General features: G+C 74.6%; 18 protein-coding genes and 6 tRNA genes. 14 read left to right on the forward strand and 10 right to left on the reverse strand.

Features of this window, described 5'->3' with window-relative positions:
• The first annotated feature begins 15 nt into the window (after positions 1-15).
• The 4 genes from ACFWDO_RS01070 to ACFWDO_RS01085 are packed head-to-tail and all read left to right on the forward strand — an operon-like array spanning position 16 to position 4,442.
• Entirely contained in the window at positions 16-1,269 is a 1,254-nt protein-coding gene (locus tag ACFWDO_RS01070) for an ROK family protein (protein ID WP_380321175.1), read from the forward strand.
• A 7-nt stretch (positions 1,270-1,276) separates the two neighbouring features.
• A complete protein-coding gene (locus tag ACFWDO_RS01075) occupies positions 1,277-2,638 on the forward strand; it encodes an FAD-binding oxidoreductase (protein WP_380321172.1) in 1,362 nt (453 codons plus the stop codon).
• Positions 2,635-3,537, forward strand: a complete 903-nt coding sequence (locus ACFWDO_RS01080) for an alpha/beta hydrolase (protein WP_380321169.1) — start codon at positions 2,635-2,637, stop codon at positions 3,535-3,537. The genes ACFWDO_RS01075 and ACFWDO_RS01080 overlap by 4 nt, the downstream gene beginning before the upstream one ends.
• Positions 3,534-4,442 carry an RNA polymerase subunit sigma-70 gene (locus ACFWDO_RS01085; protein WP_380321166.1) on the forward strand — a complete coding sequence of 303 codons (909 nt, stop codon included), beginning with the start codon at positions 3,534-3,536 and terminating at the stop codon, positions 4,440-4,442. Before ACFWDO_RS01080 ends, ACFWDO_RS01085 begins: the two co-directional genes overlap by 4 nt.
• A 19-nt stretch (positions 4,443-4,461) precedes the next feature.
• On the opposite strand, the gene ACFWDO_RS01090 is transcribed toward ACFWDO_RS01085, so the two are convergent.
• The 4 genes from ACFWDO_RS01090 to ACFWDO_RS01105 form a co-directional block, all read right to left on the reverse strand.
• Entirely contained in the window at positions 4,462-6,249 is a 1,788-nt protein-coding gene (locus tag ACFWDO_RS01090) for a beta-galactosidase family protein (protein WP_380321163.1), read from the reverse strand.
• 109 nt (positions 6,250-6,358) lie between these two features.
• Positions 6,359-7,702 (reverse strand): ABC transporter substrate-binding protein, encoded by a 1,344-nt coding sequence (locus ACFWDO_RS01095; RefSeq protein ID WP_380321160.1) that lies wholly within the window; start codon positions 7,700-7,702, stop codon positions 6,359-6,361.
• An 89-nt stretch (positions 7,703-7,791) separates the two neighbouring features.
• Positions 7,792-8,706: a carbohydrate ABC transporter permease gene (locus tag ACFWDO_RS01100; RefSeq protein ID WP_380321157.1), complete on the reverse strand. Its 915-nt coding sequence runs from the start codon at positions 8,704-8,706 to the stop codon at positions 7,792-7,794.
• 3 nt (positions 8,707-8,709) lie between these two features.
• Positions 8,710-9,627, reverse strand: coding sequence for a carbohydrate ABC transporter permease (locus ACFWDO_RS01105; protein ID WP_380321154.1), 918 nt, complete (start codon positions 9,625-9,627; stop codon positions 8,710-8,712).
• 154 nt (positions 9,628-9,781) lie between these two features.
• Between ACFWDO_RS01105 and ACFWDO_RS01110 the strand changes: the two genes are divergently transcribed.
• Complete coding sequence (locus tag ACFWDO_RS01110) at positions 9,782-10,837, forward strand: LacI family DNA-binding transcriptional regulator (protein ID WP_380321151.1); 1,056 nt, start codon at positions 9,782-9,784, stop codon at positions 10,835-10,837.
• Positions 10,838-10,921: 84 nt separating this feature from the next.
• Here ACFWDO_RS01110 and arfB read toward each other — a convergent pair whose 3' ends face one another.
• The 3 genes from arfB to ACFWDO_RS01125 form a co-directional block, all read right to left on the reverse strand.
• Entirely contained in the window at positions 10,922-11,359 is a 438-nt protein-coding gene (arfB, locus tag ACFWDO_RS01115) for an alternative ribosome rescue aminoacyl-tRNA hydrolase ArfB (RefSeq protein ID WP_380321148.1), read from the reverse strand.
• A gap of 85 nt (positions 11,360-11,444) precedes the next feature.
• Positions 11,445-11,516, reverse strand: a tRNA-Val gene (locus ACFWDO_RS01120).
• 60 nt (positions 11,517-11,576) lie between these two features.
• A complete protein-coding gene (locus tag ACFWDO_RS01125) occupies positions 11,577-12,443 on the reverse strand; it encodes an aminotransferase class IV (RefSeq protein WP_380326400.1) in 867 nt (288 codons plus the stop codon).
• A gap of 151 nt (positions 12,444-12,594) precedes the next feature.
• Here ACFWDO_RS01125 and ACFWDO_RS01130 point away from each other — a divergent pair, with 151 nt between their 5' ends.
• Positions 12,595-13,086 (forward strand): hypothetical protein, encoded by a 492-nt coding sequence (locus tag ACFWDO_RS01130; protein WP_380326403.1) that lies wholly within the window; start codon positions 12,595-12,597, stop codon positions 13,084-13,086.
• A gap of 31 nt (positions 13,087-13,117) precedes the next feature.
• Positions 13,118-14,671 (forward strand): multicopper oxidase family protein, encoded by a 1,554-nt coding sequence (locus ACFWDO_RS01135; RefSeq protein WP_380326406.1) that lies wholly within the window; start codon positions 13,118-13,120, stop codon positions 14,669-14,671.
• A 30-nt stretch (positions 14,672-14,701) separates the two neighbouring features.
• Here the strand turns inward: ACFWDO_RS01135 and ACFWDO_RS01140 are convergent, their stop codons facing one another.
• Positions 14,702-15,301 (reverse strand): dihydrofolate reductase family protein, encoded by a 600-nt coding sequence (locus ACFWDO_RS01140; RefSeq protein ID WP_380326408.1) that lies wholly within the window; start codon positions 15,299-15,301, stop codon positions 14,702-14,704.
• A 29-nt stretch (positions 15,302-15,330) separates the two neighbouring features.
• Positions 15,331-16,497, reverse strand: coding sequence for a chorismate-binding protein (locus ACFWDO_RS01145; RefSeq protein ID WP_380326411.1), 1,167 nt, complete (start codon positions 16,495-16,497; stop codon positions 15,331-15,333).
• A gap of 124 nt (positions 16,498-16,621) precedes the next feature.
• On the opposite strand from ACFWDO_RS01145, the gene ACFWDO_RS01150 reads away from it, so the two are divergent.
• From ACFWDO_RS01150 to ACFWDO_RS01180, 7 genes are all read left to right on the forward strand, one after another.
• Positions 16,622-16,694, forward strand: a tRNA-Gly gene (locus tag ACFWDO_RS01150).
• A 54-nt stretch (positions 16,695-16,748) separates the two neighbouring features.
• A tRNA-Cys gene (locus ACFWDO_RS01155) sits at positions 16,749-16,819 on the forward strand.
• Between the two features lie 8 nt (positions 16,820-16,827).
• A tRNA-Val gene (locus ACFWDO_RS01160) sits at positions 16,828-16,902 on the forward strand.
• Positions 16,903-17,307: 405 nt separating this feature from the next.
• Positions 17,308-17,380: transfer RNA gene (locus ACFWDO_RS01165), tRNA-Gly, on the forward strand.
• A gap of 40 nt (positions 17,381-17,420) precedes the next feature.
• Positions 17,421-17,495, forward strand: a tRNA-Val gene (locus ACFWDO_RS01170).
• Positions 17,496-17,583: 88 nt separating this feature from the next.
• On the forward strand, positions 17,584-17,910 hold the full coding sequence (locus ACFWDO_RS01175) for a DUF2277 domain-containing protein (protein ID WP_380326288.1): 327 nt from the start codon (positions 17,584-17,586) through the stop codon (positions 17,908-17,910).
• A 79-nt stretch (positions 17,911-17,989) separates the two neighbouring features.
• Positions 17,990-18,235 carry a hypothetical protein gene (locus tag ACFWDO_RS01180; RefSeq protein WP_380326306.1) on the forward strand — a complete coding sequence of 82 codons (246 nt, stop codon included), beginning with the start codon at positions 17,990-17,992 and terminating at the stop codon, positions 18,233-18,235.
• A 47-nt stretch (positions 18,236-18,282) separates the two neighbouring features.
• Here ACFWDO_RS01180 and ACFWDO_RS01185 read toward each other — a convergent pair whose 3' ends face one another.
• Positions 18,283-18,516: a hypothetical protein gene (locus ACFWDO_RS01185; RefSeq protein WP_380326291.1), complete on the reverse strand. Its 234-nt coding sequence runs from the start codon at positions 18,514-18,516 to the stop codon at positions 18,283-18,285.
• Positions 18,517-18,686: the final 170 nt, after the last annotated feature.

The following is an 18,686-nucleotide window of genomic DNA, read 5'->3' on the forward strand; positions in this document are numbered from 1 at the left end:
GGAGGACGACCTGTGGTGACCGAGACGGCCCGGACCCGCGACGCGCGCGACGACGGCGGCGGGCCCCCCGTCGCGGTGCCGCTCCCGCCCGTGCGCACCACGCTCCCCGCGGTGCTCCCCGCGGCCTCCTACGGCGCGCTGGTGAGCTTCATCCGCTCGCGGCCCGGGATGACGCGCCAGCAGCTCCTGGCCGCGACGGGCATGTCCCGCACCACCCTGTTCGAGCGCCTCGAGGCCCTGTTCCAGCACGGGTACGTGTACCAGGACGGCTCCGCGCCACCGGGGACGGGCGGCCGCGGGCCGGGCCGGCGCTCGGAGCTGCTGCGCTGGGACACCCGCGGCCGGGTGGTGCTCGTGCTCGACCTCGGCCAGACCCACGCACGCCTCTGCGTCACGGGCGTCGACGGTCGCATCCTGCGCATGCGCGACGTCGCGGTCGACATCGACACCGAGGCACCCGCCTACCTCGCCGAGATGTCCGAGATCTCGCAGCGGCTCGTGGACGCCGGCCAGGACGAGACCCTCATCGGCGTCGCCCTCGGCATCCCCGGGCCGGTCGACCCGGCCACCGGCGTCCTCGGCACGTCGACGACGATGCCGCGCTGGGAGGCCTACCCGGTCCTCGAGGCCGTCCGCGACCGCTGGCAGGTTCCGACCGTCATCGAGAACGACGCCCGCGCCTTCGCCCTCGGCGAGTCCAGCGTGATCGGCGCGGACCGCACGGTGCTCGCCGTGAAGTACGCGACGGGGATCGGCGCCGGCATCGTCGACGCCGGGCACGTGCTGGAGGGAGCCGACGGCGCCGCGGGCGACATCGGGCACGTGCGCATCACCGACGACGGGCCGGTGTGCACGTGCGGGCGGCGTGGCTGCCTGGCCGCCTGGGCGTCGGGACACGCCCTGATCCGCCGGCTCGCGGACACGGGCGTGCGGCACCTGCAAGACATCGTCGACCGCGTCGCGGCGGGCGACCCCGCGGTCTGCGACGCCGTCGACGACGCCACTGCGCGCCTCTCGCGCGTGCTCGCCACCGTCGTGGCGGTCGCCAACCCCGACGACTTGGTGCTGGGCGGCGCCCTGGGCCGGATCCCCCGCGTCGTGTCGCGGATCGACGCCGCGATCCGCGAGGACGTCACCGAGCGCGCCCGGCACCACCTGAGCGTCGGCGCCGCCCACCTCGGAGCGGACGGCGCCGTCGTCGGGCTGACGCGCAAGGTCGTCGACCTCGTCTACGACCCGGCCGCCATCGACGCCGCGATCCTCGCGTGAGCCCCGCGTGAAACCGGCGCCCGTCGCGTGGGTGGGTCGCGGCTCCCCCGCGTTCGGGGAGGCGGTCGCCGCGCTGTCCGCCTCGGCGTGGCAGCCCGACCGGTCGCCCGCGGCAGTGGCGCGGCCGCGCGACGCCGCCGGGGTGCGCGCCGCCCTGGCGCGCGCCCGGGAGGAGGGCCGGCGCGTCGCCGTGCGCAGCGGCGGGCACTCCCTCAGCGCCACGCACCTGCTCGACGGCGCCGTGACCGTCGACCTCGGCGCCCTGCACCACGTCGCGGTCGACCCGGAGACGGCGACCGCGTGGGTCGGCCCGGGCGCCACGGTGGAGCGGGCTGCCCGCGCCCTCGGGGCCGCGGGGTTCTCCTTCCCGCTGGGACACGCGCCCACCGTCGGCCTCGGCGGCTACCTCCTCGCCGGCGGGAACGGCTGGAACACGCCGGTGTGGGGCCATGCGTGCGAGCGCGTGCTGGCCGCCGACGTCGTCCTGCCCGACGCGACCGCGCTGCGCGTCGACGCCGGCTCGCACCCGGACCTGTTCCGCGCGCTGCGCGGGGCCGGGCCGGCGTTCCCCGGGATCGTCACCGCCTTCCGCCTGGCCCTCGTGCCGGGTGACGCCCCGTCGACGCGGGTCACGGTCGTCGTCGACGCGCGCGACCCCGCCGCGCTCGGCGCCGCCCTCGACGACGTCGTCGCAGCGTCGCCCCCGCATCTCGAGCTCACGGTGTTCTGGCGTCCGGCGCGCGGGGCCGGCGACCCGCCGCACGCCGTCGTCTCGGCGACCGCGTTCGGGCTCGACGACGCCGACGCGCCGGACCTGCTGCGCGCCGTCCCCTCCGGCATGCCTGCGGACGTCGCCGTCGCCGGTTCGCTCGCGGCGCTGCTCGGGCCGATCCCCCGGCACCCGGGCGAGGCGATGTTCTCCGACCACGCCTGGACCCGGGCCGGGTTCGCCGAGGTGCTGCCGCTGCTCCCCCGCCGCGACCCCGACCTGTCGCCGTGCTCCAGCGTGCTGGTGACGCCCGCGGCCCGTCGTGCCGACGGCACGGCCCCCGACGCTGCGCTCTACGCTCCCGGCGGCACGCTGAGCGTGTCGGCGTACGCACACTGGGACCCCGCGCACCAGCGCCCGGGGAGCCCCGTGGCCTGGGCCCGGGGCACGATCGCGGCCCTCGACGACGTCCGGACCGGCCGGTACGTCGGCGAGGCCGACCTCACCGGAGGCACGAGCGCCCTCGCCGACTGCTTCCCGCCCGCAGCGCTCGACGACCTGCGCGCGACAGCGGCCCGGTACGACCCCGAGAGCGCCCTGGCCTCACCGCTGCACACCACCGATTCCTTCGCGTTCCCCGGTACGTCTCACCAGGTATGACGACCGCACCGCGCCCGCCCGCACGCACGACGCCGCTGCCTTCGGCTGCCACGACCGACCCGAACCGCTGGTGGTGGGAGGAGGGCGCCCGCGCCGGGGGTCCGACGACCTGGGGTGACCTCGCCACCGAGGCCCCGGGCGTCGAGGAGGAACCGTCGGCGGCGCCCCCGGGGCGGTGGCTGCGGTCGCCGGTCCACGGTTCCGGGGCGGTCCTGGCGATCCACGGGGGCGGGTTCGTCAGCGGGTACGTCGCGACGCACCGGCGCTTGTTCGGCCACCTGGCGCTCGCGACCCGCGTGCCCGTCTTCGCGCTCGAGTACGGCCTCGTGCCGGACCACGTCTACCCGAGCCAGGTCGAGGAGGCGGTGGAGGCGTTCCGGTGGCTGCGGCGTCGCCACCGCACCGTGGCCGTCGTGGGCGATTCGTGCGGTGCCACGCTGGCCCTGACCCTCGCAGTGCGGCTGCGCGACGCGGGCGCCCCGGGCCCGGCCGCCCTGCTGCTGATGTCGCCGTGGGCGGACCTGGAGGCCCACGGCGCGTCGTACGACTCGGGCCGCGACCCGTTCTTCACCCGGGAGCTGGTGCGCTCGCTCGCGGCCGGCTACCTCGCGGGCACCGACCCCTGGGACCCGCGTGCCGCGCCGCTGCACGCGCGGCTCGACGGCCTGCCGTCCACGCTGGTGCAGGTCGGCGGGGACGAAGCCCTGCTCGACGACGCCCGTGCCCTCGTCACCCGGCTGCGCGCGGCGGGTGTCGCCGTGCGGCTGGAGGAGACGGCGGGCGCCCTCCATACGTTCCAGCAGGCCGTGGGCCGGTCGCCCGCGGCCGACCGGGCCGTGCGCGGCGGGGCGGCCTGGCTGCGGTCGACCCTGGCGGCCACGGCGACAATGGCACCATGACCCGCTTCGAGGACGAGGTGGCACCCCTGCGCGGCGAGCTGTTGGCGCACTGCTCCCGCATGCTCGGCTCGCGCCAGGACGGCGAGGACGCCCTGCAGGAGGCGCTGCTGCACGCCTGGCGCGGCTGGGAGGGCTTCGAGGGGCGCTCGTCCGTACGCACGTGGCTGTACACGGTCGCGACGCGCGCCTGCATCGACGCCGCGCGTACGCGGCGTCACACACCCGTGCCCGTCGACGCCGACGCCGGGTCCCCCGCCGAGGCCCTCGGCGGACACCCTGTGCAGCCCTTCCCGGACGACCGCGCCGACGTGCGCCTCGCCCTCGTCGCGGGTCTGCGCCTGCTGCCGCCCACGCAGCGCGCCGCGCTGCTGCTGCGTGAGGTGCTCGGCTTCCGCGCGGCCGAGGTGGCGCGGATGCTCGGCACGTCGGTCCCCGCGGTGAAAAGCAGCCTGCAGCGCGCCCGGGCCCGGCTCGGCAGCGCCGCCCTGGTCCCCTACGACGTCGTCGAGCCGCGCGGCGCCGTGGCCGCGCACCAGCTCGGGGTCTACCTGCGCGCGTTCGAGACAGGCGACGTCACGGAGCTCGTCGCCACGCTGCGCACCGACGCGACCCTCGAGCTCCGGCCGGTGGGCGCCCGGTTCGAGGGGAAGGCCAGGTGCGCTGCCGTCCTCCACGCCGCGGCGCGCGAGCCCGGCGGATGGCGGATGGGCCGCGCCGTCGCGAACGGTCAGCCCGCGGCCGTGGTGCACCGCCGCGGCAAGCCGTACGGGGTCGCCGTGCTCGACGCGCGCCGCGACGGCATCGCGGGCATCACGGTGTTCGCGGACCCCGACCTCGTCGACGCCTTCGCTGCGGCGGGCCCGGCCGGCTCCGCTCCGGCCCGCCCCCCCCCGCTCCGCCTGTGACGGCCGGAGCGAGTGGCGGTCAGGCCTCCGTCGGCCCGAGGTCGGGGCCCGCCACGAACCGCGCGCGCGGGGCGGCCGCCCCGTGCAGCTCGAGCAGCACCAGCTCGTTGCCCTCGGCGCGGACCAGCGGGCCGGGCACGTAGAGCGTGCCGGTGGGGCCCTGGCTGGAGTACCGACCGAGCAGCTCGCCGTTCACCCACGCGAGGCCGCGGGTCCAGCCGTCCAGGCGCAGGAAGTGGTCGGCGCCCGCGACGGAGGCGAACGTGCCGCGGTGGAACGACGGCCCGCCGACCGGTGCCGTGTGGGCGCCGCCGGTCCCCCACACGGCGTCGGGCAGGCGCGCCGGGGCGTCCTCGAGCCGCAGCGGGACGGCCTCCCAGTCGGTGAGCTCACGGGTGGCGGTGCGGACCGTCCCGACGAGCCCCTTGGGCTCGCCGATGCGGGCGCCGTAGTTCACGCGGCCGCGGTCCTCGACCAGCAGGGTCAGCGTGCCCGCCCGCCGGGGCAGGGGCAGCGTCCGGACGTGGGTGCTCCGGTCGAGCACACCCACCGGGTCGCCGTCGAGCGCCACGACGGCGCGGTCGCGCACCTCGTCGGCCACGAGCACCACGTCGTCGGCGTCGACCCGCGTGCCGTACAGCACGAAGCCGGACCACTGGCGCAGGTCGTCCATCGTCGGGGGCTGCGGGGCCGACGTCCGCCACCTCCGCCCGGCCACCAGGTCCAGGACGCCGTCGAGCGCCACGCGCCGGTCGAGGACGACGTCGAGCTCGGGCGCGGGAGCCGGCTCGGCCGGCACCTCGTCGGGCACCGGCGCGTGCTTGGCGATGACGGCCCGCAGCGCCTGGAACTTGGCCGTCGGGGCGCCGTGCTCGGACAGCGGGGCGTCGTAGTCGTACGAGGTGGTGATGGGCAGGTAGGTGCCCTTGTCGTTCGCCCCGTTGGTCAGGCCGAGGTTCGTGCCGCCGTGGAACATGTAGAGGTTGACCGACGCGCCGGCGCCGAGCAGCTCGTCGAGGTCGGCCGCCGTGGCCTCCGGGGTGGTGACGTGGTGCTCCAGCCCCCAGGAGTCGAACCAGCCGTCCCAGAACTCCATGCACATCAGCGGCCCGGTCGGCTGGTGGCGGCGCAGCACGGCGAGCCGCTCCAGGGAGCGGGACCCGAAGTTCGCCGTCCTGTGCATCTCGGGCAGGCCGCCGAGGGACAGGTGCTCGTCGTCGGCCTGGTCGCACGTGAACAGCGGCACGTCGATGCCCTGGGCGCGCGTGAGGTCGACCAGCGCGCGCAGGTACCGCTCGCGCTCGTCGGCGGGGACGCCCGGGTACGCGCCGTACTCGTTCTCGACCTGGACCATGAGCACCGGTCCGCCGCGGGTCACCTGGCGCTCGGCCACGACGGGCAGCAGGTGCGCGAAGTAGGTGCCGATCGCGTCGAGGAACGCCGGGTCGTGCCGGCGCACCGCGGCGCGTCCGTCGGCGAACAGCCACGCCGGCAGCCCGCCGCCGTCCCACTCCGCGCAGATGTACGGGCCGGGGCGCACGATCGCGTGCAGGCCCTCGGCGGCGACGAGGTCGAGGAACCGGCCGAGGTCGCGCCGCCCGGTGAGGTCGAAGACGTCCGGCTCGGGGGCGTGGAAGTTCCACGGCACGTACGTCTCGATCGTGGTGAGCCCCATCAGCCGCGCCTTGCGGATCCGGTCGGCCCACTGGTCGGGGTGCACGCGGAAGTAGTGCAGCGCTCCGCTGATCACCTGGACGGGGCGGCCGTCGAGCAGGAAGTCCCGCTCGCCGATCTCGAACGTGGGCATGGGGTGTCGGGCCTTTCGGTCGCGATGTGGTGCGGGGAGTCGTGGGCGCGGGACGGCGCGCGACGGGCGGCTGGGCGGTACGCCCCGCCGCCGCGTCACGCGGCCGCGCTCACTTGTTGACGGTGAAGCCCTGGCCGTTGCCGTACGTGACGGACTGCTCCTGCCACGCACCGAGGCCGTCGGTCAGCGTGGTGCCGGACACGTACGCCTGGCCCACCGTGTCGTTGAAGATCGAGTTCGCGTAGACCTGGAACGGCAGGTACTGCCAGCCTTCCACGACGTTCGCGGCGGAGTCGGCGAGCACCTCGTTGATCTTCTGGTCCCCGAAGTACTCCGACTCCGTGCCGCGGAAGTCGTCCGACTCGAGGTCGGCCGTCGTCGCGGGGAACGCGCCGCCGTCGATGCGCGTCTGCACGCCGTCCCCGTGCGTGGCGAAGTCGACGAACGCGTAGGCGAGCTCGGCGTTCGTGCTCGCGGCGGGCACGGTCAGCGACGAGCCGCCGTTCTCGGCCGAGGCGTGCTGCCCGGCCTCCCACTGCGGCATCTCGGCGACGCGCCACTTGCCCTTGCCCTGCGGGACGCCGGACTCGAGGTTGGCCGGCATCCAGGCGCCGATGGTCAGCGACGCGATGGTGCCGTTGCCGAGGCCCTGGTACCACTCGTCGCTCCACGAGCCCACGGGCGCGAGGAGGTCCTCGTCGACGAGCTGCTGCCAGACGTCGGTGAACGCCTTCGTGCCCTGGTCTCCGGCGAAGTCGATCGTCACGTCCGTGCCGTCCACCTGGTAGGGGTGGCCGCCGGCCTGCCAGATCATGCTGGTGGTGAACCCGGCGTCGCCGATGTCGTTGGCGATGTACGCCTTCGGGTCCTTCTCGTGGATGGTCCGCGCGGCCTCGAGGTACTCCTGCCACGTCGTGGGCACGTCGACGCCGTACTTGTCGAAGACGTCCTTGTTGTAGAAGAGGGCCATCGGGCCGGAGTCCATCGGCAGGCCGTACACGCCGTCGCCGCTGTGCACCGCGTTCCACGGGCCGGTGCTGAACGTGCCGTCCAGGTCGGCGGCACCGAGCGGGCCCAGGTCGGTCAGGGCCTCGGAGATGGCGAACTGCGGCACCGCGTAGTACTCGATCTGCGCGACGTCGGGGACGCCGTCGCCGGCGGCGATCGCGTTCTGCAGCGCGGTGTACTCGTCGTTGGCCGTGCCGACGTTCTCCAGGTTCACCGTGACGTTCGGGTACGTCGACTCGAAGTCCTTCACGACGCCCTCGAGCGTGGGCTCCCACGCCCAGACGGTGATCTCGCCGCCCTTGTCGAGGACGGAGGCGGTGTCGACGGGCGCGGCGTCGCCGCCGCCGGAGCCACTGTCGTCGGCGGAGCCGCAGGCGGCCAGGCCGAGCGCCAGCACGCCGGCGAGGGCGGTGCCGCGCACCAGGTGGCGGGGTCGTGCGTTCATGGGTGTCCTCACTTCATCGTCAGACGGGGTGGAGCGTGTCGGGGACTGCGGGTGGGAGTGCAGGTTCGGGAGTGCGGGGTCGCTCCCGGTCACTCCTTGACGGACCCGGCCGCGAGGCCGGACTGCCAGTAGCGCTGCAGCAGCAGGAAGGCGGCCACGAGCGGCAGGATGGTGAGCAGGGCTCCGGTGATCACGAGGTTGAAGATCGCCTCGCCGCCGGCGGTGGCGGCCTGCGCGTTCCACGCGTTGAGGCCGAGCGTCAGCGGGTACCAGGACGAGTCGCGCAGCATGATCAGCGGCAGGAAGTAGTTGTTCCACGTCGCGACCATCGTGAAGAGCAGCACGGTGACGATGCCGGGGCCGAGCAGCGGCAGGCTCACCCGGAAGAAGGTGCGGAACTCCCCCGCGCCGTCGATCCGCGCGGCCTCGAGGAGCTCGCCGGGCACCGCCTCGGACGCGAACGTCCACATGAGGTAGAGCCCGAACGGCGAGATGAGCGACGGGATGATCACCGCCCACGGCGTGTTGGTCAGGCCCATCTGGCTGAACATGAGGAACGTCGGGACGGCGAGCGCCGTGCCGGGCACGGCGACGGCGCCGATGACGAGCGCGAACACGCCGCGCCTGCCGGGGAAGTCGAACTTCGCCAGGGCGTAGCCGCCGAGCACGGCGAGGAACGTCGCCCCGCCGGCGCCCACCACGACGTACAGCACGGTGTTGGCGAACCACCGCACGAAGACGCCGCCGTCGTAGGTCAGCGTGGCGGTGATGTTGTCCCACAGGGAGAACGAGTCGCCGAACCAGAGGCCGAACGAGGAGAACAGGTCGGCCTGCGTCTTGGTGGTGTTGATGAGCAGCCACGCGAGCGGCACCAGCGAGTAGACGAGCACCACCGTGGTGAGCACGGTGAGCAGGGTGCTGCGGCGGGGCTGGGCCACGGAGTGGTGGCGCGGGGTCCGCAGGCGCACGGCGGGGCGGGCGGGGGTGGCGGTCAGCGTCGACACGGGTCACGGCTCCTTGCGCATGCCGCGCAGCTGCACCACGTAGGCGATCACCATGGTGATCAGGCCCATGATGATGGCGACGGTCGCGGAGTAGTTGTACTGCTGCCCGGAGAACGACAGCGAGTAGGCGTACAGGTTGGGCGTGTACGACGTCGTGATGGCGTTCGGAGCGAGCGACTTGAGGATGCTGGGCTCGTTGAAGAGCTGGAAGCTGCCGATGATCGAGAAGATCGTGGCGATGACGAGCGCGCCGCGGATGGCGGGCAGCTTGATGGCGCCGATGACGCGCCACTGGCCGGCACCGTCGATCTCCGCCGCCTCGTACAGCGAGTGCGGCACCACGCGCAGCGCGGCGTAGAAGATCAGCATGTTGTAGCCGACGAACTCCCAGGTCACGATGTTGCCGATCGAGGCCAGGACGAGGTCCGGCGACAGCGGGTTCGGCAGGCTGATGCCGAGCGCGTCGTTGATGTTGCCGACCAGGCCGAAGCGCGTGCCGTACATGAAGCCCCACATGAGCGAGGCGACGACGGCGGGCACCGCGTAGGGCATGAAGATCGAGATGCGGAAGAAGCTCTTGCCGTAGAGCCGGCCGCTGTCGATCGCGAGGGCCACGAGCAGCGCGATGCCGAGCATGATCGGCACCTGCACCACGAGGAACAGGGCGACGCGGCCCAGCCCCTCCCAGAACTGCGGGTCGGCGAGGGCCTGCGAGTAGTTCTCGAGGCCGACGAACGTGGTGCCGCCCACCATCTGCGTGCGGAACACGGACAGGTACAGCGAGTAGGCGATCGGCGCCAGGAACACCAGCGCGAACACCAGCATGAACGGGCCGACGAACGCCCACCCGGTCCAGCGCCGGCCGCTGCGGCGCAGCGCGGGCACGGTGGGCGGCGAGGATGCCGGAGCGACAGCGGTCACGGATCAACTCCCAGGGGACAGGCCGAATGTTTACGTAAACATCCTGGCGGCATTAGAGTGTCGCGAGGCGGCGGGAGATGTCAAGCCCCGCCGTCGCACCCGGCCCGCGACGTCGCCGTCGCGGGCCGACGGCCGAGGTCACGAGAGGGCAGGGATGGTCGAGACGAACGGTGCGCCGCAGGCGCGCCCCCAGGGACGCGGGCGCTCGCGGACGGCGCCGTCGATGGCGGAGGTCGCGGCGTTGGCCGGGGTCTCCTCGCAGACCGTCTCGCGTGTCTCCATGGGGCTGGACAACGTCAGGCCCGCCACCCGGGAGCGTGTCCTCGCGGCGATGGCGGAGCTCGGGTACGCGCCCAACACCGCGGCCCGGGCCCTGCGCTACGGCAGCTTCCGCACCATCGGCGTCATCGCCCACCGCCTGGCGCGCACCGGCGAGTCCCGCACCGTCGAGGCCGTCGTCGAGGCGGCCCGCGCCGAGGGCTACACCGTGACGATCGTCGACGTCGAGAGCCCCTCCCCCGACGACGTCTCCGCCGCCGTCGCCCGGCTGTCCCACCAGGCCATCGACGGCCTCGTCATCGTGCGCGCCGAGTCCGCCACGCCGGACACCCTGGCGCTGCCCGCGCAGCTGCCCGTCGTCGTGTCGGACTCGCGGTTCGTCGGGACGCACCCCGCCGTCCGCGCCGACCAGACCGAGGGCGCGCGCCTGGCCGTGCAGCACCTGCTCGACCTCGGCCACCACACCGTGCACCACGTCGCCGGCCCCGACGACTCGCTGCCCGCCCGGAGCCGCATCGACGCCTGGCGGGCCACGCTCGAGGCGGCCGGGCGCCCCGTCCCCGACCCGCTGCACGGCGACTGGAGCGCCCGCGCCGGGTGCGCCGCCGGCGCCCTCCTCGCCGCCGACCCCGACGTCACCGCCGTGTTCTGCGCCAACGACGAGACCGCCGCCGGCGTGCTGCACGCCCTGCACGAGGCGGGCCGCCGCGTGCCCGAGGACGTGTCCGTCGTCGGCTTCGACGGCATCACGCTCGCCGAGCACCTGTGGCCCCCGCTCACCACCGTGGAGCAGGACTTCGCGCGCATCGGCAGCAGCCTGGTCGACCTGCTGCTGCGCCAGGTGCGCGACGGCGTCGACCTCAGCGGCACGCACGAGACCGTGCCCGTGCGCCTGGCCGTGCGGCAGAGCAGCGGCCCCGCGCCCCGGTAGTCCCGAACAGCTGTCAGGACGCGCGCCGGGTGTACCGCGCCCTGCCCCTGACAACTCGCTGGGCGGGTCGACCGGCCCGAGCGGTCAGTCCGACGGCGGCCGGCGCAGCTTCTTGACGCCCGACCGCTGCTTCTTCGCGTCGAGCCGGCGCGTCACGGAGCCGCGGGTGGGCCGGGTCGCCCGACGGCGCGGCCCGGGCGGTGCGAGCGCGTCCGCGACGAGCGCGGCCAGCCGCACCCGCGCGGCCTCCCGGTTCCGCAGCTGCGCCCGGTGCTCCGACGCCGCCACCGTGAGCACGCCGTCCACCAGGCGGCCGCCCAGCCGCTCGACCAGCCGTGCGCGCTGCGCGTCGGACAGCACCGCCGACGCGGCGACGTCCCACGACAGCTCGACCCGCGAGTCCGCCGTGTTCACGCCCTGGCCGCCCGGCCCCGACGACCGCGAGAACCGCCACGACAGCTCCGCCTCGGGCACGACGAGCGCAGAGCTCACCCGGAGGCCGGGGCACAGGTCACGGGACACCGGGCCATCATCCCCCGCTCGCGCGCAGCGCATGACAAAGGCCCCTGACCAGCGCTTCCGCTGGTCAGGGGCCTTTGCTCACGGGTGGGCGATACTGGGTTCGAACCAGTGACCTCTTCGGTGTGAACGAAGCGCGCTACCACTGCGCCAATCGCCCGGTGCGTGGACGATATTAGCCACAGATCGGGCGGCTGACCAAACCGGCGCCGCAGGCGTGTCAGGGGTCGAGGCGCTCGCGGCAGTTGCGCTCGAACACCTCGCGCACCGCGCGCGAGACCTCGCCCACGGCGACGTCCGCGCCGTCGAGCCAGACGACGGGCTGCACGTTGCGTCCCGACGACGTGAGGGTGAGCTGGGCGCGGCCCTGCGTCACCTCGTCGAGCACGGTGAACGGCAGCTCGCCCTCCTTGGCCTCGCGGACGGGCAGCCCTTCCTCCGCGGCCCACTCGAGCGCGAGGGCGCGGGTGATGCCGGCGAGGCACCCGGACTCGAGGGTGGGCGTGACCAGCTCGCCGTCGCGCTCGACGAAGACGTTGGACCCGGTGCCCTCGCACAGGTCGCCGACCGTGTTGGGCAGGATCGACTCGTCGCCGCCCTTGCGCACCGCGTCCGCGAGCGCCACCACGTTCTCGGCGTACGAGGTGGTCTTGAGGCCGGCGACGGCGGACCGCTCGTTACGGGGCCACGGCGAGCGTGCGGATCGCGAGGTCGGGGCCATGGTCGAGTCCTGCACGGCGACGACGACGGTCTCCGGGGCGTCGACGCGGCCGGAGCCGAGCGGGCCGATCCCGCCGGTCACGGTGATGCGCAAGCGGCCGTCGAAGGGCCCGTCGGCCCGCACGGCCTCGGCGAGCACGGCGGCGACGCCGTCGCGCACCTTCTCCTCGTCGGGGGCGGCGAGGCCGAGGCCCTGCGCCGACCGCGCGAGGCGGCGCAGGTGTCGCGTCAGCGCGAACGCCTGCCCGTCGAAGACGGTGCACGTCTCGAAGACACCGTCCCCCACCGTGATGCCGTGGTCGACGGCGCTGAGCGCCGCCTCTCCCTGACCGACGAGGCGGCCCTCCGCCCAGATCACCAGACTCATGGGGCCAGTGTGCCCGACCTCACGGGCCGCGCGCCCCGCCGACTTCACCCCCGTGTTCACCCCGGCGGTGCGTAGCAGCGCGGGCCGCGGGCGGCTCACCATCGGAAGACGGGCCGCGACGGCGCGGCCCCACGTTCTCGAGGTGATCCCGATGAGACAGGTCTTCCGCACGCTCGCCTACGTCGTCGCCGCGGGCGTCGTCGTCCAGGCCGCCGTGATCGTCTACGCGGTCGCGGGCATGGGCCTCTACATCGACGACGGCGGTGTGCTCGACCAGGCGGCGATGGAGCAGGTGTTCGCCGGCGAGCAGGTGTTCCCCGAGCAGAACGGGATGGTCCTGCACGGGATGAACGGGATGATGGTCCTGCCGATCGTCGCCCTCCTGACCTTCGTCGCCTCCTTCTTCGCCGGCGTGCGCGGTGCGTGGCGGTGGGGGCTGGCGATCCTGCTGCTCGTGGCCCTCCAGGCCACCCTCGGCATCGCCGGGCACAGCGTCCCCTTCCTCGGCGGCCTGCACGGCGTCAACGCGCTCCTGCTGTTCGGCGTCTCGCTGTACACGGGCTGGCGGGTCGCGGCGCGGGGCCGCGCGGTCAGCACGACGGCGTCGGTCGGCGCGACGCCCGCCGAGGGCCTGGCGTCCTGAGGCGTCCCGGGGCGTCCCGAGGAGTCGTTCGATGACCGGACGCACGTCGCCGGTGCTGCGCCGCGTGGTCGCGGGCGTGGTGGCGGCGGCCGTCCTCGTCCCCGTGCTGCTGCTGTGGCAGACGAGCCGGGTGCCAGGGCAGTTCTCCGTGACCGGGGCGAGCACCGCCGAGCGGGGCTTTCCCGCGGGCAGCGGGCCTCGCGTGACGAGCCTCGACGGCCACGCGGGGCACGGCGGGCAGGGCGCGCACGCCGCCGCCGGGATGAGCGTCGACTCCCTGGTGGCCCCTCCCGGCCCACCGGACGTGAGCGTCACGCTCACCGCCCGCGCCGAGCGCGTCGAGATCGCGCCGGGCGCCACCACGGACGCGTACACCGTGAACGGCACGACGCCCGGCCCGACGGTCCGCGCCGTCCAGGGCGACCTCGTCGAGGTGCGGTTCGTCAACGCCGGCGTGCCCGGCGGCGCCACGCTGCACTGGCATGGCGTGGACGTGCCGGGCGCCGCGGACGGCGTGGCGGGAGTGACGCAGGACGCGGTGCCGGTCGGCGGGTCGTTCAGCTACCGGTTCGTCACGAAGGACGCGGGCACGTACTGGTACCACTCGCACCAGGTGTCGCACGAGCAGGTCCGCAGAGGGCTGCTGGGGGCGCTGGTGGTCGAGCCGGCCCCGGGAGCCCGGCCCGCGGGTGGGCCGGCCGTGGCCCGGCTGCTCGACGACGCCGTGGACGTGCCCGCGGTCGTGCACCAGTACGGCTCGCGGCGGACAGTGCAGGGCGTCGTCGGGGACCTTCCGGTCGAGCTGTCGCCCGGCCGCGCGGCGCGCGTGCGCGTCGTCAACACCGACAACGGCACCCTGTCGGTGTGGGTGAGCGGGGCCCCGTTCCGCCTCCTGGCGATCGACGGCACGGACGTGCACGCACCCGCCGAGGTGACCGGCCAGGCCGTGACCGTCCCGGCCGGCGGCCGCGCGGACCTCCTCGTCGTCGCACCGCCCGACGGGTCGGCCGCGCGCGTCGAGCTGGGCGGGTCGGCGGCGGTCGTCCTCGGGCCGCGCGGCGCCGACGCTCCCCGCACACGGCGCCCCGCGACCTCGCTGGACGCGCTCTCCTACGGCACGCCGGCACCGCTCGCGTTCGACCCGGCCGACGCCGACCGGTCGTTCGACTACGTCATCGGGCGCGCGCCGGGGTTCCTGGACGGCAAGCCGGGCATGCACTGGACGGTCAACGGGCACACCTACCCGGACGTGCCGATGTTCACGGTCGCGGAGGGCGACGTCGTGCGGATGCGGATCGACAACCGCAGCGGCGAGCCGCACCCGATGCACCTGCACGGCCACCACGTCGTCGTGCTGTCCCGCGACGGCGTGCCCGCCACCGGCAGCCCGTGGTGGGTGGACTCCCTCGAGGTCGGCGACGGCGAGGTCTACGACGTGGCCTTCGTCGCCGACAACCCCGGGATCTGGATGGACCACTGCCACAACCTCCCCCACGCGACCGAGGGCCTCGTCGCGCACCTCATGTACGAGGGGGTCACCACGCCGTACCTGCTGGGCCACGACTCGGGCAACGTGCCCGAGTGACGCCCTGACCCTGCCCCCGGGGGCGGCCGGTCAGCGGCGCAGCACCACGTGCGTCACCTCGGGCGTGACCCGGCCCCCGACGGCGCGCAGCGCGTGGTTCCCGACGCCGTCGAACAGGCGCACGCCCTCGACGTCGAGGACGACCGGCGCGATGTGCAGCCGCAGCTCGTCGACGAGGTCGGCGGCGAGGAACTGGTTGACGGTCGTGGCCCCGCCCGCGACGGAGACGTCCCGGGCGCCCGCGGCCTCGCGCGCCCGCGCGAGCGCCTCCTGCGGGCCGCCGGTGACGAAGTGGAACGTGGTGCCGCCGTCCATCTCCAGCGGCTCGCGCTCGTGATGGGTGAGCACGAAGACGGGTGCGTGGTACGGCGGGTCGTCGCCCCACCAGCCGCGCCAGGCCAGGTCCCACTCCCCGCGGCCGGGGGTGAACATGTTGCGCCCCATGACGAACGCGCCCGCCGCCGTGATCGCGTCGAGCTCGGCGCGGTGCGCGTCGGCGTGCTCGAACATCCACGCGTGGATCTGCTCGCCGTCTCCGACCCCGTCCCCGAAGGGCTGGTCCTCCCGCTGGTTGATCCCCGCCGAGTACCCGTCCAGGGAGATCCCGATGTCGCACGTCACCTGTGTCATGCCGGTCCGACGGCGGCGAGGCGCCGGACTCATCGGTCGACGCTCGCCCGACCCCCGCCGGACGACGCCAGGCCGACGAGCCGCGCGGCCTTGAGCTCGGTCTCCTCCCACTCCCGCTCGGGGTCGCTCCCCCACGTGATCCCGGCGCCTGTGCCGAACCGCAGCACGCCGCCGCCGGGCTCGTCGGCCCACCAGAAGGTGCGGATCCCGACGGCCAGCTCGGCCCGACCGGCGGCGCCGTCCACCCAGCCGACGGCGCCGCAGTAGGGGCCGCGCGGCGCGGTCTCGAGCTCGGCGACGAGCCGCAGCGCCGACGACTTGGGCGCCCCCGACACGGACCCCGGCGGGAACGTGGCCTCCAGCACCCGTCCCCAGCGACCGGGCCCGGCCGCGGCGGGGTCCAGCTCGCCGCGCACCCGGGAGACGAGGTGGGCGAGGCCCGGGTGCTCCTCGACGGCGAGGAGGTCGGTGACGTCCACGGTGCCGGGACGGCACACGCGCTGCAGGTCGTTGCGCACGAGGTCGGTGATCATGACGTTCTCGGCGCGATCCTTGGCGGTGAGCCCGTCCGGCGTGCGCGCCGTCCCCTTGATCGGGCCCGAGCCGAGCACCGCCGCGCCGTCTCCCACGGCACCCCGCGCGTCGTCGAGCGACAGGTAGAGCTCCGGCGACGCGCTCACCACCCACACGGGGTCGAGCCCGCTCGCCGCGGGGACGTGCACGGCGGCCGCGTACGGGGCGGGGTTCCCGGCCGCGAGCCGGGCGGCGAGGGCCGAGGCGTCGGGCTCGGACGCGCCGCCGCCCGACGTGCCGGCGGGCAGCGGCGCGGACAGCACCCGGCAGACGTTCACCTGGTAGACGTCGCCCCGGCGCACCCGCTCGCGGACCGTGCCGACCGCGCGCACGTACTCCTGCCGCGTCATCGACGTCCGCCAAGAGGACGGCTCGGGGCCCCGCCAGGCGTCGCCGCCGCCGGGCGGAGCAGAAGGCTCCGGGGCCACCTCGGCGAACCGCCACGCGCGCGCCCGGCCACCCGGGCGGGAGGCACCGTCACGGCCGAGGTCGGCCTCGAAGTCGACGACGACGAACCACAGCCCGTCGTCCAGCCGCTCGGGCTGCTCGGCGAGGTCGACGCACTCGACGGCGCGGGTGGCGCGGCGTCCGGCGAACGTGGCCCAGGAGGTCGGCGCGGTCACAGGAGCACGCTAACGGCTTCCCGGCACACCCCGGCGGGGGCGATTGGACGGACCGTCGAGGGTCCACTAATGTTTGGGGCGCGCCAGAACGGCGGGCACCGCAGGGTGTCCTGGTCCTGGTCGCGCGGATGTGGCTCAGTTGGTAGAGCATCACCTTGCCAAGGTGAGGGTCGCGGGTTCGAGTCCCGTCATCCGCTCGGAGGCCCACTCTCTGATCGACTCACCATGAGCGTCGGGAGAGCACGTCTCAAGGTGGGTTGGCCGAGAGGCGAGGCAGCGGCCTGCAAAGCCGTATACACGGGTTCGAATCCCGTACCCACCTCGCAGCACGGGCGATTGGCGCAGCGGTAGCGCGCTTCCCTGACACGGAAGAGGTCACTGGTTCGATCCCAGTATCGCCCACCAGCACGACGAAGCCCCCTGACCGGGTCCCGGTCAGGGGGCTTCGTCGTCCCCTCCCCGCGACAGCGATCCCCGCACGGACGACGGCCGTGGCCGGCCAGCGAGGCCCCCACCACCTGGCACCGCCGGCGCGACCCGGCGCTCGGCGCGGGCTGGGGCACGCTCTGGGGCCTGCTGTTCGGCGCGTTGCTCGCCCTCCCGGTGCTCGGCACCGCGACGGCGCCGCCGTGGGCGCCGCGTTCCTCTCGTCACCCGTCCCGGATCCGCCGGCCGCAGGATGAGGTCGCGGCATGGAGGCCCGGGCGGCGTCGCAGGTCACACGGCCGCGATTGGACCAACGCGGCCCCGGCCGGGTAATGTTCCTCTGGCGCCGAGAGGCCCGGGGGAAGCCCCGGAAGACTCGGTCGTGCGGATGTGGCTCAGTTGGTAGAGCATCACCTTGCCAAGGTGAGGGTCGCGGGTTCGAGTCCCGTCATCCGCTCCGAGCTCTGCATTCCCTGACGGGGGCGCAGCAGCCGTTTGGGCGATTGGCGCAGCGGTAGCGCGCTTCCCTGACACGGAAGAGGTCACTGGTTCGATCCCAGTATCGCCCACCAGAACGAGGCCGTCCCGGAACACCGGGGCGGCCTCTCTCGTACGCCCGACCCGTCGCCCTCGTCACCCCCGCGGCGTAGCGTCGAGACCATGTGCCGCAACATCACGACCCTGCGGGGGCTCGAGCCGCCCGCCACCGATGACGAGATCCGGGCCGCGGCGGAGCAGTTCGTCCGCAAGGTCACCGGGGTCCAGCGCTCCGCCGTCGCCGCCACGCGCGAGCCGTGCGAGGAGGCCACCGACCAGATCGCCGAGATCGTCACCCGCCTGCTCGGCGAGCTCCCCGCCCGTCGCCAGCCGCCGAAGACCGTGCCCCCGCTGCGCCGCGAGGAGGTGCAGACACGGATCGCCGCGCGCCAGGCCGCCCGCGAGGAGCACGAGCGGATGCACGAGCTCGGCATCGCGCACAGCCACTAGGCTCGCCCGCGTGGATCACGCCTCCCCCGCCCCTGTCGACGACCCCCTCGACGGCCCGGCCGACCCCGTCTCCGCGACGATGCACCGGGCCAAGGCGCGGGCCAGGGCGTCGCACGTCACGGTGGGGCAGGTGCGGCACGCGGCCGGCGGCATCGTCGAGATCGACTGCTCGTGCGGGATGGTGCTCACCAACGGGCCCGACTGGTCCCTCGACGAGCACATCCGCCTGCACCGCGCCGAGGCCCGCTACCTGGCGGTGAGCCGCGTCGCCCCCGCCGGGATGCCCCGCCTCGTGCCGGTCGGGGCGGACCGCCTCCCCCGCTGAGCCGGGCGGGCCGACGGGCCCGACCGGCCGCGGGACGACGGTCGCGATCAGAGCTCGTCGGGGTCGTCCCAGGACACCCCGCTCGAGGCCCCCTCGATCGGGCCGATCTCGGCGGCCGAGAGGGACGCCGGCGCCTTCGCCGCGTCCCCGCCCGCCCGCGGGTCACCGGGTCGCTCGTCCAGCGGGCGGCGCCGGGGTGCCAGCCTCGCCTGCGAGGCGTTCGACTCGTCCAGCATGTCCACCGGCGCCGGGGTGTGCGCCTCCGTGTCGTGCGTGCTCATAGGCCCAGGTCTAGCAGCAGCCGTCGCTGGGTGCCCGTGCTTGGCACAGTATTTTTCCGTGCCGCGCACCGTGTCGGCACGGCTTCACCACCATCGCGGCGGGCGTCGGTCCCGCACCGCGCGACCCGTCGGCGACGTCACGTCCGGCCCGCTGGACTGAGGCCGCGAAG

Origin of the sequence: Isoptericola sp. NPDC060185 (genome assembly GCF_042728595.1) — a bacterium.
Classification (GTDB): domain Bacteria; phylum Actinomycetota; class Actinomycetes; order Actinomycetales; family Cellulomonadaceae; genus Isoptericola.

Excerpts from the sequence above, each read along its gene's own strand:
- ACFWDO_RS01080 (WP_380321169.1), top strand. The coding sequence starts at position 2,635 with ATGACGACCGCACCGCGCCCGCCCGCACGCACGACGCCGCTGCCTTCG.
- ACFWDO_RS01085 (WP_380321166.1), top strand. The coding sequence starts at position 3,534 with ATGACCCGCTTCGAGGACGAGGTGGCACCCCTGCGCGGCGAGCTGTTG.
- ACFWDO_RS01090 (WP_380321163.1), bottom strand. The coding sequence starts at position 6,249 with ATGCCCACGTTCGAGATCGGCGAGCGGGACTTCCTGCTCGACGGCCGC.
- ACFWDO_RS01095 (WP_380321160.1), bottom strand. The coding sequence starts at position 7,702 with ATGAACGCACGACCCCGCCACCTGGTGCGCGGCACCGCCCTCGCCGGC.
- ACFWDO_RS01110 (WP_380321151.1), top strand. The coding sequence starts at position 9,782 with ATGGTCGAGACGAACGGTGCGCCGCAGGCGCGCCCCCAGGGACGCGGG.
- ACFWDO_RS01125 (WP_380326400.1), bottom strand. The coding sequence starts at position 12,443 with ATGAGTCTGGTGATCTGGGCGGAGGGCCGCCTCGTCGGTCAGGGAGAG.
- ACFWDO_RS01130 (WP_380326403.1), top strand. The coding sequence starts at position 12,595 with ATGAGACAGGTCTTCCGCACGCTCGCCTACGTCGTCGCCGCGGGCGTC.
- ACFWDO_RS01135 (WP_380326406.1), top strand. The coding sequence starts at position 13,118 with ATGACCGGACGCACGTCGCCGGTGCTGCGCCGCGTGGTCGCGGGCGTG.
- ACFWDO_RS01140 (WP_380326408.1), bottom strand. The coding sequence starts at position 15,301 with ATGACACAGGTGACGTGCGACATCGGGATCTCCCTGGACGGGTACTCG.
- ACFWDO_RS01175 (WP_380326288.1), top strand. The coding sequence starts at position 17,584 with ATGTGCCGCAACATCACGACCCTGCGGGGGCTCGAGCCGCCCGCCACC.
- ACFWDO_RS01180 (WP_380326306.1), top strand. The coding sequence starts at position 17,990 with ATGCACCGGGCCAAGGCGCGGGCCAGGGCGTCGCACGTCACGGTGGGG.
- ACFWDO_RS01185 (WP_380326291.1), bottom strand. The coding sequence starts at position 18,516 with ATGAGCACGCACGACACGGAGGCGCACACCCCGGCGCCGGTGGACATG.